We start from the raw sequence: 17174 nt of genomic DNA on the forward strand, positions 1-17174 counted from the left end.
CATTACCACAACATTTTGCCTTTTCACTCTTTTTTGGATTAAACAGCAATCTTCCAAAACCCTCATAAAACCTGGGTGTTTTTAATAATTTCACAAATAAACTCACTTTTTTTTGACATGTATACTTTTTGTAGAGGGCAAAAATGAGAATTTATCAATCAATACCTATAATTTTATAAAACTAACTCAAAACTAATTAAACTATGAGACATTCATTAGTTAGATTGCTGATATTCCTTATTGTTGGGTACACTGGTGCTCAAAATATAGAGGTCAGCGGAACTGTACTGGACAATACGGGCTTTCCCATTCCAGGTGTTAATGTAATTGTCAAGAACACTACCAAAGGAACGGTAACTGATTTTGATGGAAATTTTACCCTTAGCGATGTAGAGCAGGGGGCTACACTAACTTTTAGTTACATTGGATACATCACAAAAGAAATTGTAGTTTCTGATGGACAGAAACTTACCGTTACTTTAGACGAGGATGTAGCGCAACTTGACGAAGTAGTCGTTGTTGGTTACGGTACACAACGTAAAAAGGAAGTTACAGGAGCTGTTTCGGTTGTGGACTCTGAGGCCATTGAGAAGCTAAACCCACAACGGGTTGAGCAAGCGCTTCAAGGACAGATTGCCGGTGTAAATGTAACCTCTACTTCAGGTTCTCCTGGCGCAGGTGCAAACATAAGGATTCGTGGTATCACTACTAACGGAGATAATAGGCCTTTAATATTGGTAGACGGTAACGTTATAGAAGACCTTTCTGTAATAAACCCTAATGATATTAAAAGTGTAAACGTACTTAAGGATGCTACTGCTGGTATTTACGGTGTACGTGGTGCAAACGGTGTTATTTTAATCACAACAAAAACAGGTAGAAAGAATTCGGAACTTAAATTTCAGGTAGATTCGTATACAGGATTTCAAACATCAAGTAATAAGATAGATCTTTTAGATCCTTTAAATTTTGCCATCTATGTGAATGATGCGGCAGACAGAACGGAGTATTTCGTATACCCACAAGAGGGCACTGATTGGCAGGACGAAGTGCTCAAAACTGCTGTGATTTCTAATATTAATTTTAGTGGTAGCGGTGGTACTGAAAAATCAGCTTATACATTTGGTGCTTCTTATTTAAATCAGGATGGTATTGTAGGCGCGAGTAAAAATAATTTTGAAAGATTTACGGCAAGATTAGGATATCAGTATGACATATTAGATAATCTTAAATTTTCTGCAACAGCGTTGTATACCAATTCCACAAAGAATAACTTACCTGAAGGTAGTATCGGTTCTGTATTGTACAGTGCGGTCAATATCAATCCAGATTTACCAGTAAGGGATATTGATGGCGGGTTCTCGCAACCTAATCGTATTTCACAAATTGAAATAATCAATCCACTAGCTCAAATAGCAAATACGCACAATATTACCAGAGTAGATAGATACAGTGGTACTATTGGTCTGGATTATACATTTTTAGAGCATTTTACGGTAAGCTCCAAATTTCAAATAAATTATTCTAATGTTTTAAACGATGTATTTTTCCCAATCGTCAATTATGGGAACGGTAAATCGGCTAACAGAGATGTAAATGAAGTACAGGATTTTAGTGATTTATACACTGATTACACTTGGGATAACTTCATTAATTACAACAATACCTTTGGAGAAGACCATGATGTAACTGTGCTTTTGGGTATGTCTACATTTAGAACAAGAGGTCATTTTTATGGAGAAAGCGGTCTTCAACTAAGAAACGGAAGCAACTCTGTAAGTGATGCTTTTGTTGATGGATGGATTGGAGACAGAGTTGAGGGCGTGCTATCAGATAGAATTAATGATGCTTCTAAAGCTCTTGGTGGAGACCAATTTGATTCTCGTTTATCATCCACCTTCGCAAGATTACAATATAGCTATAAAGGAAAGTATTTAATTTCTGGTGTTATTCGTAGAGATGTGTCTTCAAGGTTTTCTACTGAAAACAACAACAATGTTGGGTATTTCCCTTCAGGTTCTATCGGATGGAATGTTTCTGATGAAGATTTCTTCAATAGAGAGGGTTGGCTAAACTCTTTAAAGCTAAGAGCAAGTTATGGTATCATAGGTAATGATAGAATAGCAGATTTCGCATTTCTTACGAGATTAAATGGAGAAGCGACAATCGATCCGGGAGACCCGAATGTTGTTGATGAAAACGACTTACTTAATGGTGTAGGGGCTGGCACCATAGGAAACCCTAATTTAAAGTGGGAAGAGCAAGAAACAGCAAATATTGGTCTAGACGCCCGATTATTTAATAATACTGTAAGCATTACTGCCGATGTATTTCGTAAGCAAACCAAAAACTTATTAATTCAACCACAGGCCCCAGGAATAATAGGTGTTGGGGCACCAGGGGCTGCTTCGCCATTTATTAACGCTGGTACAGTACAAAACCAAGGTGTTGAATTTATGATTGCTTATGACGATAATTTTTCGGATGATTTCAGGTTTAACGTCAGTTTTAATGCGACATATCTGGAAAATGAAGTGACTTCGCTAAACGGAAGAGATGTGCCTCCAGGCGGAGAGTTTGGTGTAGGAATAAGCCAAAACGATATTTCTAGAATGGTAGTAGGAGAGCCTTTAGGCTATTTTCATGGCTATAAAACAGACGGTATTTACCAGACGCAACAGGAAATAGATATTTTAAATGCAGGGTCTCCTACCGGAACTTATAGTACAGTTGGGGGTGTTGCACCTGGAGACTTAAAGTTTGTAGATACGAATGGCGATGGTCAAATCACAGATGCCGATAGAACTAACATCGGCGACGCTATTCCAGATTTCACATTTGGATTTAACATCGGCTTCTCGTATAAAAAATTCGATTTTAGCGCAAATGCCTTTGCTTCAGTTGGCAATGATATGATCCGTGATTATGAGCGTAAAGACTTATTTGCAAATAGAGGTACTTATATGCTAGAACGTTGGCAAGGTTCTGGCACAAGCAATTTTGTACCAAGAGCTGTTGCAGGTGCAAACATAAATACTGATTTATTCTCAGACTTTGTGGTAGAAGATGCGTCTTTTCTTCGCCTACAAAATATTCAAATAGGGTATACAATAGACAATGAAGGTTTTAAAGAAACCGGAATAGATAAAATTAGAATTTACTTATCAGGAAATAACGTTTACACGTTAACGGATTACAAAGGCTACGATCCTTCAGCTACAAATGGTGCGCCAATAGGTGGAGGAATTGATAAAGGGTTTTACCCTGTTGCAGCCACTTACTTACTAGGTGTTAATTTAAATTTTTAAGCAATGAAAAAGATAAAAAGATTAAAGTACGTGTTCCTTACAGTACTGCTTTCGCTGGCGGCCTGTGATGAATTTACAGAAGTTGACCCGATAGGTCCAAATGCAGATAATTTCTTCAATACGGAAGAAGAGTATGAAGATGCATTGATTGGTGCCTACGATTTACTCCAGGGTACATTTTGGGGTAATTTATTGGCAGTATCTGCATCGGATGATTTTGGATCTGGAGGAGATGCCTTCAACTACGATCAACCGGTGGTTCAGAATGTGAATTACATGATTCAAACCCCTGCAGACCAAGAGCAGTTAAGAAGTGTTTGGCAATTAATGTATGCGGGAATGAATCGTGCAAACTATTTACTAGAAAACAAGGATGAACTTGATTTTTCAGGTAAAGATGAGATTTTGGCACAAGGCTACTTTTTAAGAGCTTACTATGCTTTTCAGCTTGTGAAGTTTTTTGGAAACATACCTTTAAAAGTTGAGGAAAGAAACGGCGTAAACAGAATAGCGGATGCTCAAGTTTTAGCTGGTGATGAACTTTCCATGCAAAGAGTGGCAAGCAAATCTGTGGCTTTCGCACTAATCCAAGAAGATTTAAAGGAAGCTATTCCTAGTTTACCTCTCACACAAGATTTACCATACAAGGTCACTAAAGGTGCGGCGCAAGCATTACTGGGGAAAGTATATTTATTCGACGGAAAATATGCTGAAGCTGCCACGGTATTAAATGAAGTGATTAATAGTAATCAATACCAGTTAACCACAGGAGAGGACTATCAAAACATGTTCACTACTGACGGCGAAAACGGTCCAGAATCTGTTTTCGAGATTCAATACACCAATGTTGAAGGTGCTGGATGGGATTGTATTCACTGTAGCGAGGGCTCTTATTTTGTACAATTTAATGGTCCAAGATCTCCGTTTGATGATCCTGTTTATGCTTCAGGCTGGGGCTTCTTATTGCCATCTCAAATGTTATACGATTTATATGATGACAATGATATGAGGAGAGATGTTACCATTTTCGATTTAAGAGAGCTAAGAGACTCAGGAGGAAATTATTCTGCCCCCAGAGAAGATACAGGGTTTTACAATCATAAATACATGCCTAGAAAAGCTGATAAGGCAGGAAACGCGAATACAGCAGAGTTAGTGCATAAAAACAACTATCGCGCAATACGTTATGCCGATGTGTTATTAATGGCTGCTGAGGCAGAAGCACAAAGTGGTGGTTCAAATGCTGAAAATTATCTAAACCAAGTAAGAGCCAGAGCCTATGGTGATAATAGTATGGATTATACTTCTGCAGAAGGCGCTTTAATTGATGCTATTTATGAAGAAAGAAGAAAAGAGCTAGCGGGAGAAGGTCATAGGTTTTTTGATTTAGTAAGGACAGGAACAGCCAATGCAGCATTTGATGAATATAATGCCAATAAGCCTGACGATTTTCAATCGATTGATTTTGTAGAAAACAAGAATGAGGTTTTCCCAATTCCACAAATAGAGCTTAAGTTGGCTCTAGCCGAAGAAACTTGGGGACAAAACCCAGGATATACTAATAACTAAACTAAAATATTAAAATAAAAAATTAAAAAGATGGATTTATTAAAAAAAGGAATATACGTTCTATCAATTTTATTGGTAGGTTTTATAACATCTTGCGAACAAGAAGATGACTTAAACATAATAGCAGGCTTAGATTTTACAGTAGCGACGCTAAACCCTGAAGGGACTGAAGCAGGCGTTGTACCCACAACGGTTCCTGGTGATGGCAGGATAGTATACTCTGTTGATTTTGGTGACCCTGCTTCAGCGGATGATGTATTTATGACGAGCGGTCCAATGGTAACTTATGTTTATCCAGAGGAATCAGCGACCTATACCATAACTGTAACAGCATCTTTATCTGGTAAGGAAGATGTTACCATAACAAAAGAGCATACAGTAGTGTTTACAGTTGAGCCAGACCCTGTAGATGCACCACCAATTGTTGGAACATGGAAATTAGCACCAGAAGCTGGAGCTCTAGGAGTTGGTCCAGCATTAAACGACGTGTCATGGTGGTCAAATTCCGCAGAAGATGTAACAACAAGAGCATGTCTTTTTGATGACGAATATGTGTTTAATCAAGACGGAACATTCCAAAATGTAATGGGAGACCAAACTTGGATAGAACCTTGGCAAGGAGCCGCTGCAGAAGAGTGTGGTGCACCCGTATTTCCTCACGATGGTTCGGCATCTGCTACATACACCTATGCAAACGATATGATTACCATCAACGGTAGAGGTGCTTTCTTAGGGTTGGCAAAAGTTGTCAACGGTGCAGAATTAGCATCTCCAGCAGATGCAGCAGATTCAGTAACCTACATGGCAACATTGGTAGATGATAATACTTTAGAATTAGACATAGAAGTTGCAGGTGGAGGACATTGGTCTTTTAAATTAGTTAAAGAGGCTCCTCCGGCAATATCTCCAGTAGTAGGAACATGGAAATTAGCGCCAGAAGCTGCAGCATTAGGTGTTGGGCCAGCGTTAAATGATATTTCATGGTGGTCTAATTCGTCTGAAGACGTTACCACAAGAGCATGTTTGTTCGATGACGAATACGTATTTAATGAAGATGGTACATTCCAGAATATATTAGGAAGTGAAACATGGTTAGAAGGATGGCAAGGCAATAATGGGGAAAGCTGTGGCGCGCCAATATTTCCACACGATGGTACCGCATCCGCAACATATACCTATGATGCTGGAGCTGGCACCATTACCATTAATGGTAGAGGCGCGTTCTTAGGTTTAGCAAAAGTGGTTAATGGAGCTGAACTGGCTAGTCCAGCAGATACACCAGATTCAGTTACTTATATAGCAACAGTAGATGGAAATACCATGGAACTTGATATTGAAGTTGCGGGCGGTGGACACTGGTCGTTCAAACTTGTAAAAGAAGCACCTCCTGCAAACCCATTAGTAGGAACTTGGACACTAGCACCAGAAGCTGCTGCGTTAGGGGTAGGTCCTGCATTAAATGATATTTCATGGTGGTCTAACTCGTCTGAGGACGTAACTACAAGAGCATGCTTATTCGATGATGAATATGTGTTTAATAATGATGGTTCTTTCCAAAATATTTTAGGAAGTGAAACATGGTTAGAAGGATGGCAAGGTAATAATGGAGAAAGCTGTGGCACGCCAATATTTCCGCATGACGGAACAGCTACCGCTACTTACACGTATGACGAATCTGCAGGAACTATTACCATCGATGGTAAAGGGGCATTCCTAGGATTGGCAAAGGTTGTAAACGGAGCGGAATTAGCGAGTCCTGCCGATGCACCAGATTCAGTAACATATATGGCTAGTCTTGACGGAAATACACTAGAACTTGATATTGAAGTTGCAGGTGGAGGGCATTGGTCTTTCAAACTGGTAAAACAGTAATAGTAATATACTCCTGACTTCAAGAAAATTATTTTGCTGCTAAGCGGTCTCATTTTCGGACCGCTTAGTAGTCTAAAATAAGAGTGAAGTTCAAAACCAATTTAACTAAATAAAATATGAAGAATAATTTATTAAGATTAGTGTTTCTCTTATTTACTTCTGCAATTTTTGCTCAAGCCAATAAAGTGGAGATAGTAAAGAATGATCAAGGAACTAGATTAGTCGTAGATGGTAAAGATTTTATGATTAATGGTATGAATTGGGATTATGTTCCAATAGGCACAGATGTTACCAATGCGAATTTCTATAAACAGTCTGATGATATTATCAAAGCAGGTTTGGATAGCGAAATGCGACTTCTAAAAAACATGAATGTTAATGTTATAAGACAATATACTGGTGTGCCAGCAAAGTGGGTAACTTATATCTACGAAAAATATGGTGTCTACACCTTACTAAACCACACATTTGGGCGCTACGGGCTCACAATAGATGGTGTTTGGACGCCCGTTACCATTTATTCAGATGAAAAAACACAAGAGTTGTTAGTGTCTGAAATGATGCAACTGGTAGAACAGTACAAAGATGTTCCTGGGATTTTGATGTACATGATGGGTAATGAAAACAACTACGGACTATTTTGGCAAGGGGCTGAAACCGAAGATTTCCCAGAAGGTGAAGAGCAGAAACGAGCAGTTGGTGAAAAACGAGGTAGGCCAATGTATCGTTTGATGAATGAGGTTGCCATAAAAATGAAGGAAATGGATTCAAACCATCCCGTAGCGATATGCAATGGAGATGTATTGTTCATAGATATTATAGCAGAGGAATGTAAGGATGTGGATGTTTATGGCGCTAATACTTATAGAGGGGAATCTTTTGGAGATTTTTTCCAAGTAGTAAAAGAAAAACTGGACAAGCCAGTAATGTTTACTGAATTTGGTGCAGATGCTTACAACGCCCTTACGGACAAAGAAGACCAATATTGGCAAGCGCATTATAATTTATTAAACTGGAAAGAGATTTATGAAAATGCTGCTGGTTTAGGAAAAGCAGGAAATTCAATAGGTGGATTCACGTTTCAGTTCAGTGATGGCTGGTGGAAACTAGGTTTTGATGATAGAAAAGATGCAGACACTCACCAAACTGGTGCTTCATGGAGTAATGGCGGGTATTATCACGACACTGAGAATGGCTCAAATAATATGAACGAGGAGTGGTTTGGTATTTGTGCAAAGGGACCAACTAACGCCAGAGGCTTATACGATCTTTACCCTCGCGCTTCATATTATACACTAAAAGACGCTCATGCGCTCAACCCTTATGGAGACGGTGTAAACCTAGAATTTATCGATAACTATTTTGATAATATCAATATTATGGATGCTGTTCTTAGGGCACGTGGCGATAAAGCGGCACTGTCAGGAGGTGATTCAGATAAATTGAGTATTAGTAGATTATCGGCTCAATTTACAACCTTCAATACTGGGGGTAGTTTAATAACAACTCCAGAAACAGCTGATCCTGATGACGCGCAAACGTTTCCAGATCAACTAGGGTTCGATCATATGCAATCTTATTTCGTGGGTATCCAAGGCAAGCCCGCACCAAATATGACGGCAAATGTAGATTTTAATATTCTAGGAAATGTTGCTTCCAATCCTATAAACGAAATTTTTTATGAAAATGTAGGTCGTCCAGTTAATATAACTAATGTAGAGGGTGATCAAGTTACTCTTACAGATAACAATCGTGTACGAGTATACCAAGCAGAATTTGAATGGAAAGCTAAAGATTTTGATTTAAGAGGTTTTTATAGAACAGGCCACTACCATTGGGCTTATGAAGGCGATTTCTTCAACCTTTATCCAGAAGCTAATTATGGCCCTAATTTAGACATTTACAACGGTGAAATTTTAGGTGTTGAAGTTGATGGTAAAGGCGATTTAAATGGGCTTAAAGCTGCATTTGGACCTCAATTGTGGTGGGGAGCAAACCCAACAGTACTTTTAAAGTATTCTAAACACATAATGAATTGGGATGTTACGGGAGTATATCATAGAGATCTTAATACAGATTTAGAGTTTGATGACACCGGTCGTCGTTTATTAAATCAGAACCAAGTACGTTCAGGTATTATTCCGGCGTGGCCAACTGAGAGAGCAACACTTGCTTTAGAAAGAGAGTTTGGACATTTTGGAGTTACACTTGGGGGTATTTGGGGAGGAAACCCATTAAATGGAAGTTCTTTCCAGATATACTCACCAAACAATAATGCGGTGATTGTAGATAAAATACAAAGCAGTGATAATTGGGGGGCTAAGGCAAAACTTACTTACCAAAAAGGTGGTTTTAATTGGTATGCTCAAGGGTCATACATGGGATTGGTTGCAAACGGAGGTGTAGACCAAACAAGAACCTTTACGGGTTGGAGACTTAAAGACTCTGGAAGTGGAAATATGACAAATTTTTTAACAGGTTTTGCGCTTTCAGCAGGTAATTTCCAAATAGCACCTAATTTCATGTATCAGCAACCTTTGGTAGATCCCATGCCTAATGGCGTTGTAGGTCCGGGTAGATTAAGAAACGTTATTGACGACCCTTTTGCCGTAAGAAACGGTAACAGGGAAACTACTGCTGGGGAACTATTATTAACGTTTGATCCTACACCAGGAACTTGGATGTATGAGTGGGATAATGATAGATCTGAAGACGCAAAGTTTGCAATGAATTTAGGGTTTACCTATCGTCATCTACCAACACAAATGGATGGTCACATAGGTTTCCTAGCAGATCGTTCTTTCTTTGCTTTTGGAGAATCTGCTCCAGCTGAAGATTTATGGGAATTGCATTCGCGCATGGTATCAAAAGTTAATTCAGATTTTGGAATTATTGGTAATTTCTATTATGGAAATGGTCAAGCAAATGGTGATTCAGATAGAACAATCACACGTTTTGGTGGAGATTTAAGAATGATGTACAAGAACATGAAATTAATGTCTCATGTTAAAGTAAACGATTGGGGGCCATTTGATTACCATCGTGATTTTAACCTAACATATCCTTTACAATTAATGTTAGATGTATCGACAACTCTAGGAAAACCAGACTGGTTTATCTTACCAAGTACACAAATTGGAATTAGAGGCATGTGGCGTTCTATGGATCAAAACTCTCCAAGATATAGCCCTACCAATACAGTTAACGATGCATTCCCTCCAGAGCCAATACTTAGTCCTGTTGGGTTTCCTAACGGGACAGAATGGGAAATAAGAACGTATATACACATCAACATAGGCAAATAAAAAAAGTATATTATGAAAAAAATAGATTTTAAATATCACATCGTTTTTGCCTTAATAGGCCTTATGTATGTTGTGATGACAAGTTGTGATAGAGAGGTGTCAGAAGACTTTGAACTGGCCACCTTCCCTAATAATCCTGAAATCTTTACAGATAATCCTGTAGGTCTAACAGATGAATTTTTTGAATCTTTCGACCCCGCTACAGGAGCAAATACAGAAGCTTTTGGAGTAGATGTAAATGAGTCATATGCTGGAACGACCTCTATAAGAATTGATGTACCAAGTATAACAGACCCTAACGGTGCATATGTAGGCGGGATTTTTAGAGACCGTGGTGAAGGAAGAGATTTAACAGGTTATGATGTCCTTACGTTTTGGGCTAAAGGATCAATTACTACCTCTATAGATGTTGTAGGTTTTGGTACTGATTTTGGCTTAGAGAGATATGTAGTTAACCTTAGAGACATAGAGCTATCTACAGATTGGAGAAAGTACTACATTCCAATACCAGATCCGTCTAAATTAGTACAAGAGCGAGGTTTGTTTGCTTTTTCTGCCGGAACTCAAAAAACAAATGGTGTTGGATACACGTTTTGGATAGATGAACTGCGTTTTGAAAAGCTAGGGACTGTAGCACAACCAAGACCATCAATTCTTGGCGGTCAAGACCAAACAGCGCAAGCAAATATTGACACCTCTGTTCCTTTATTGGGCTTTGCTCAAAAGATGAGCTTGCCTAATGGGCAAGATGTAACCGTAGAGGCCGCACCTGCATATTTTGATTTTGAAACTTCTAATCCTTTTGTGGCCTCAGTGGACGAGAAAGGTGTTGTTTCAATTGATGGTTTGGGAGAAGTAGACCCAAATACAGGTTTAGTTGATAATACTGCTAAAATTACAGCCAGCCTAGGCGGAATTGAAGCAGCTGGGTCATTAACTGTTGAAGCTGTAAATCTTGCGGTGATTTCTATCTTTAGCGATGTGTTTGCCAATGTTCCGGTAGATAATTATAATGGCTTTTACCTAGACGGTTTTCAAACTACACTTGGCGGTAGAGTTGAAGTAGATGGCAATAACATTATTGATTATACATTGCTAAATTTTGTCGCTATAGAGTTTTATGGTAGGGATGGCAGTGGCGTACAACCAGTTGATGCTACAGAAATGACACATTTACACATAGACATTAGAGCGAATGAAATCGTAGAAGCATCAGACTTCTTTAGGATTGAACTATTCAATAATTTTACTTTAAGTAATTCGGAATCAGGAAGTTTTAACATAACTGGTAATGATTTACAAAGTAACGAATGGGTACAATTTGATATTCCGTTGTCGAGCTTTTCCGGGCTTAATAACAGAGATGCTTTAGGTGCGTTTATTTTTGTTACTGACAATACAATTGCCAACGTATCTCTAGATAATATTTATTTCTACGCCGAACAATAATAAAAAACCTTGCTTAAGATGAATAAAATTTTAAATAATAAAATAAGTACTCGCCTAGTGGGCAGTATATTGTGTGGAGCCGTAGTTTTTTTAATTGCAAGTTGCGACCCTGATGAAACACAAAAAGTAACCAATTTCAATACAATTGTGTTAGCCGAGGAATTCGATGAGGATGGCGCGCCTAACCCTGCTATATGGACTTACGATATAGGAAGAGGTGATAATGGATGGGGAAATAACGAGCTACAGTATTATACTGATAGACCTGAGAATGTAATTGTAGAAGATGGCATGCTTAAAATCACAGCCATAAAAGAAGATTTTGAAGGCGCAGGCTATACCTCTGCAAGACTCTTAACACAAGGGTTGTTTGAACAAAAATATGGACGATTTGAAACTAGAATGAAGCTGCCTTTTGGTAAAGGTATGTGGCCTGCATTCTGGCTATTGGGTGCTAATATTGATGACGTAAATTGGCCGTTTTGTGGTGAAATTGATGTTATGGAAAATGCAGGTTCTAAACCTACAAAGGTGAGTGGCGCTGTTCATGGTCCAGGATATTCAGGCGGAAACCCCATATTAAAAGAATATGAATTTGAGGAAACTCGTGTAGATACAGAATTTCATATTTATGGGATTGAATGGGGCCCGCAATACATCAATTATTACGTAGATGATGCTTTGTATTTCCAAATAACACCAGAAAGCTTAGAGGAAGAAGAGGTACAAGAATTTAATTGGGTGTTTGATAATGGTCCGTTTTTCATGCTAATCAATTTGGCTGTAGGTGGTAATTTTGATGGAAACCCAAATGAAGACACCGTGTTTCCTCAAACCATGTATGTTGACTACGTGAGGGTTTACGCCGCAGAATAAATAACTTTTTACAAAAGGGTTAGCCTTTTAAGAACACAAGTGCTAACCCTTTTAAGCTTTACGCAGATTATTTTACTAAATTATGATTATTACTGAACCACATAATGTTTTAAATGAAACAAGGGGTATAAAAGGCGAATTGGTCACTTTTAACAACGAAACTTATTACAAGATTTCAAATAGTGACGAAATGCGTCCGTTTTTCATGAGCATCGTAAGCGACTCTAACCATTGGATGTTTATATCAAGCAATGGCGGCTTAACGGCTGGTCGTAAAAACGCTGACTATTCATTGTTTCCTTACTATACTGATGACAAGATTACTGAAATGGCTGAAATTACAGGAAGTAAAGCCATATTTCACGTTAACCAAAACGGAAAAACACGTCTTTGGGAGCCATTTTCTATCCGTCAAACGGGAATTTATAAAACACAAACCAATCTGTATAAAAACAGATATGGTAATAAAATAGTTTTTGAAGAAATTAATCTGGATTTAAAACTAACGTTCAGGTACGAATGGAATTCTAGCAACAAATTTGGGTTTGTAAAAAAATCAACCTTAATCAATAATTCTGACACAAAAGTTGGGGTTTCAATGCTTGATGGCTTACAGAATATATTGCCCGCTAGCGTAACTGCAGATTTACAAAACACCAGAAGCAACTTGGTTGACGCCTATAAGAAAAGTGAATTACAAGAAGAAGTAGGCTTAGGCATTTATGCGTTAAGCTCAGTTATAGTAGACAAAGCAGAACCTAGTGAGGCTTTAAAGTCAAATATAGTTTGGTCATCTGGTTTACAAGACCCTACTTATTTAATATCCTCATTGCAATTAGATAGCTTTAGAAAAGGTAAATCGGTGTCTCAAGAGGTAGACATGAAGGCCGAAAAAGGTGCTTATTTTGCGGTGTCTAAAATCGAATTGGCAGAAGGAAGCGCTAAAAACTGGATGTTTGTCGCTAATGTAAATCAATCTATTACAGATGTGGTTCAAATTTCAGAAATTATTAAAAATGAATCTGATTTAGAAGGCTTGGTTCAAAACAATATTGATTTTGGAACAAAAAATTTAATTGATTTAACAGCTGCTTCTGATGGGCTACAGCAAACAGAGGATCCCTTAACAAATATGAGGCACTTCTCGAATACGCTGTTCAATATTATGCGAGGCGGCATTTTTGATGACGGCTATACCATTGAGAAGTCAGATTTTTTAAAGTACATAGCCCATGCGAATCAGGATGTATTCAAAGAAAAACAAGCGGTTTTATACAGTTTAAGCGATAAATTTTCTTTAGATGCAATTCAAAAACTTGCAGAAAGAGATGATAACCAGGATTTTAAACGTTTATGTTTTGAATACCTACCATTAAAATTCAGTAGAAGACATGGCGATCCAAGTAGGCCTTGGAATAAGTTCTCAATCAATACAAGAAGTGAAGTTGATGGGTCTAAAATTTTAGATTATGAAGGGAACTGGCGTGATATTTTTCAAAATTGGGAAGCCCTGGCACATTCTTACCCAGAGTACATTGAAGGAATGATTCATAAGTTTTTGAATGCCACAACTTTTGAGGGTTATAATCCATATCGAGTAACAAAAGACGGTTTTGACTGGGAAGTAATTGAAGAGCATGACCCATGGTCCTACATTGGATATTGGGGCGATCATCAAATAATTTATTTGCTAAAATTTCTTGAATTTATTGAAGACCACTACCCTGGTACTTTGGAGAAACGCTTCAACCAAGATGTATTCGTATATGCTAATGTGCCTTACGTTATCAAAAGCTATGAGGACACCCTAAAGAATCCAAAAGACACTATTGATTTTGACCATGAATTAGACCGAACCATCCATAAACGAAGAGATGTTTTAGGTGCGGACGGTGCGTTACTATTGGATCAAAATGCAAACATCTATCACGTCAATTTTATTGAAAAAATATTGGCTACCCTACTTTCAAAAATTTCAAACTTTATTCCAGAAGGCGGTATTTGGCTAAATACGCAAAGACCAGAATGGAATGATGCAAACAACGCACTTGTGGGCAATGGCGTGTCTATGGTAACGCTTTATTACATCTATAGGTTCTTAAATTTCTTTGAAGGTTTAGTTACAAATACAGATACTAAATCGGTAAAAGTTTCCGAAGAATTAAATGTTTTCTTCAATCAAATTTCTGAGACCCTACAAAACAATGCAAATATTTTATCTGGAAACATTTCGGATAAAGACCGCAAAACGGTACTTGATGGATTGGGTAAGGCAGGAAGTAAATACAGGGCTACAATTTATAAAAATGGATTTTCAAATTCGAAAACTGAAATAAGTTTAGTAGACATATCAAGCTTTATTGAGGTTACTAAATCGTATTTAGAGCACAGTATTGATGCCAATAAGCGCGACGATAATATGTATCACGCCTACAATTTAATGACGGTTGAAAACGATAATGAAGTTTCCATTTCGTACTTATCTGAAATGCTGGAAGGACAAGTAGCAGCATTAAGTGCAGGTTATTTATCGCCTAACCAAGCATTGAACGTATTGGATGGCTTGAAGAATAGTTCGTTATTCAGACCAGACCAATACAGCTATATTTTATATCCTAACAAGGAGTTACCTCGATTTGATAAAAAGAATAATATTCCAGAGAGTAAAGTGGAGCAATCTGAATTACTTAAGCGATTGATTGCCGACGGAAACAGACAAGTTGTTGAAAAGGATGTAAACGGAGGTTATCATTTTAATGGTAATTTCAATAATGCAGATAGTTTAAAGGATGCACTATCTAGCTTAGATAATAATTATAAATCGTTAGTGAGTAGAGATGAAGAATTTTTGCTTCAAACGTTTGAAGATATTTTTGATCATAAGTCATTTACAGGACGTTCTGGAACCTTCTTTGGATACGAAGGTTTAGGGTCTATTTATTGGCATATGGTGTCTAAGTTATTATTAGCCGTTCAAGAAAATTGCTTGATGGCAGTTAATAACAATGAAGATGACACGATAATCGGACGACTTTTCGATCATTATTATGAGATTAACGCGGGCATCGGGGTACATAAATCGCCAGAGCTATATGGGGCTTTCCCGACAGACCCTTATTCGCATACACCAGCTACAAAAGGTGCGCAACAGCCAGGAATGACAGGTCAGGTGAAAGAAGATGTATTGAGCAGGTTTGGTGAATTGGGTATTTCAGTTGAAGCTGGTAAAATTATGTTCAAACCAAGCATGCTTCAAGAAAAGGAGTTTTTAAATGCTCCAAAAACATTCCGTTATATCGATGTGAATAAAACAGAGCAAGAGCTTTTACTGGATAAAGACATGCTGTGCTTTACATATTGTCAAGTTCCCGTAGTTTATCAATTATCTGATACGGAAGGTTTGGAAGTTGTTTATAGTGATGGAAAACAAGTGAAATCTAATAGTAAAAGTTTGGATGAAGCTATTTCAAAATCACTATTCGAAAGAACAGGCGATGTACAAAAGATTGTTGTTTTTATAAATAAGTAAAAACCAAATTCAAGTAAATCAAAATAGTATTTACTCAATATTTTTTTAAATGCTAGAATCTAAGAAAAAGAGACATACACAAAAGCAGTTAACAGCCGCTGATATTCTAGGAAACCCTGATTACCTTGCTATTTCCTATGGAGGCTATCGTCACAAAACACGCGATATTCAGCCAACGGTTAGTGAGCTCAAAGATGATATGAAGCTATTATCAGCAATGGGCATCAAAATATTGCGGACTTATAATGTACAGCTACAACAGGCTTCCAATCTGTTAAAAGCCATTAGTGAATTAAAGCAGGAAGATTCATCCTTTGAAATGTATGTGATGTTAGGCGCATGGATTGACTGTAAAAATGCGTGGACTGACATGATGCCCAACCATGAAGTAGAAAGTGAGCAAAATGCAGGTGAAATTGATCGCGCAGTAGCTTTAGCGAAACAATACCCAGATATTGTAAAGATAATAGCTGTGGGTAATGAGGCTATGGTGCATTGGGCCACAAGTTATTTTGTGAGACCAACTGTTATTTTAAAATGGGTTAATCATTTACAAGAATTAAAGAAAAGCGGCGAGCTTCCAAACGATTTATGGATTACTAGTTCTGATGATTTTTCTTCTTGGGGAGGAGACTCTAATTATCATAATGAAGATTTGAACAACCTTATCAGGTCTGTAGATTACATTTCAATGCACACCTACCCTATGCATAACTCGCACTATAATCCTGATTTTTGGATGGTTCCCGAGGAAGATGTAGAGCTATCAGACAAAGAAAAAATTGAATCTGCAATGCAACGCGCTTTGTTGTTTTGCCAGAACCAATATGATAGTGTTGTAAATTATATGCGAAGTCTTGGCATTAATAAACCGGTACATATCGGTGAAACGGGATGGGCAACTATTTCTAATGAGCATTATGGCGCTGATGGGTCAAAAGCAGCTGATGAGTATAAATCGGGAAAATACTATCAACTTGTGAGAGAGTGGACTAACACTGAAGAAATATCATGTTTTTATTTTGAAGCATTTGACGAACCTTGGAAAGACGCAGAAAACCCACTAGGTTCTGAAAATCATTTTGGATTAATCAACTTAAAAGGTGAGGCTAAATACGGCATTTGGGATTCGGTAGACAAAGGTGTTTTTAAAGGGTTGACAAGAGATGGTATGTCTATTACAAAAACCTACAATGGCAAAGAAGAAGATTTGCTAGAGGATGTACATGTGCCGCCTAGGAAGGAAGAAACCGTAAACTATTAATT

8 protein-coding genes are annotated in these 17174 nt (G+C 37.8%); all 8 read left to right on the forward strand.

The window, feature by feature from the left end; genetic code table 11:
• Window positions 1-203 precede the first annotated feature (203 nt).
• The 8 genes from EYD45_RS08405 (at window position 204) to EYD45_RS08440 (ending at window position 17172) form a co-directional block, all read left to right on the forward strand.
• Window positions 204-3308 (forward strand): SusC/RagA family TonB-linked outer membrane protein, encoded by a 3105-nt coding sequence (locus EYD45_RS08405; RefSeq protein ID WP_130964094.1) that lies wholly within the window; start codon window positions 204-206, stop codon window positions 3306-3308.
• A gap of 3 nt (window positions 3309-3311) precedes the next feature.
• A complete protein-coding gene (locus EYD45_RS08410; protein ID WP_165453908.1) occupies window positions 3312-4877 on the forward strand; it encodes a RagB/SusD family nutrient uptake outer membrane protein in 1566 nt (521 codons plus the stop codon).
• 30 nt (window positions 4878-4907) lie between these two features.
• Window positions 4908-6749: a PKD domain-containing protein gene (locus tag EYD45_RS08415; protein ID WP_130964095.1), complete on the forward strand. Its 1842-nt coding sequence runs from the start codon at window positions 4908-4910 to the stop codon at window positions 6747-6749.
• A 116-nt stretch (window positions 6750-6865) separates the two neighbouring features.
• Window positions 6866-10054, forward strand: a complete 3189-nt coding sequence (locus tag EYD45_RS08420; protein WP_130964096.1) for a glycoside hydrolase family 2 TIM barrel-domain containing protein — start codon at window positions 6866-6868, stop codon at window positions 10052-10054.
• A 12-nt stretch (window positions 10055-10066) separates the two neighbouring features.
• Window positions 10067-11503 carry a carbohydrate-binding protein gene (locus EYD45_RS08425; protein ID WP_130964097.1) on the forward strand — a complete coding sequence of 479 codons (1437 nt, stop codon included), beginning with the start codon at window positions 10067-10069 and terminating at the stop codon, window positions 11501-11503.
• Between the two features lie 18 nt (window positions 11504-11521).
• Entirely contained in the window at window positions 11522-12379 is an 858-nt protein-coding gene (locus EYD45_RS08430; RefSeq protein WP_130964098.1) for a glycoside hydrolase family 16 protein, read from the forward strand.
• Window positions 12380-12461: 82 nt separating this feature from the next.
• Window positions 12462-15908, forward strand: a complete 3447-nt coding sequence (locus tag EYD45_RS08435) for a hypothetical protein (protein WP_130964099.1) — start codon at window positions 12462-12464, stop codon at window positions 15906-15908.
• Between the two features lie 49 nt (window positions 15909-15957).
• On the forward strand, window positions 15958-17172 hold the full coding sequence (locus EYD45_RS08440; protein ID WP_130964100.1) for a glycoside hydrolase family 17 protein: 1215 nt from the start codon (window positions 15958-15960) through the stop codon (window positions 17170-17172).
• Window positions 17173-17174 lie beyond the last annotated feature (2 nt).

This window comes from Hyunsoonleella flava, from assembly GCF_004310325.1.
GTDB classification, from domain to species: domain Bacteria; phylum Bacteroidota; class Bacteroidia; order Flavobacteriales; family Flavobacteriaceae; genus Jejuia; species Jejuia flava.